The 223-nt window shown below is 61.0% G+C and carries 1 protein-coding gene; it reads right to left on the reverse strand.

Features of this window, described 5'->3' with window-relative positions; all coding sequences use genetic code 11:
- On the reverse strand, positions 1 to 223 hold a 223-nt coding region (locus tag E4K09_RS26750), incomplete at both ends, for an outer membrane protein (protein WP_166802534.1).

Genomic DNA, 223 nt, shown 5'->3' on the forward strand with positions numbered 1-223 from the left:
CGCCGAGGATGACATAGCGGTAGCCGAGATCGAGCGTGAAATTCGATGAAAGCTGATATCCGACGCCGGCCATGAGGGCCCAAGCGAGACTGAAATCTTTGCCGCCGGCAATGCGCTCCACGGTTTCGATCCCCGTGGTCGCGTCATGGATCGTCCGCACATCGTCGGAGAGCGTGTTGCGCGCCAGTCCGATACCCGCCCCGATATAGGGCGTGAAACCCAG

Source organism: Microvirga pakistanensis (assembly GCF_004458765.1).
Taxonomy (GTDB): Bacteria; Pseudomonadota; Alphaproteobacteria; order Rhizobiales; family Beijerinckiaceae; genus Microvirga; species Microvirga pakistanensis.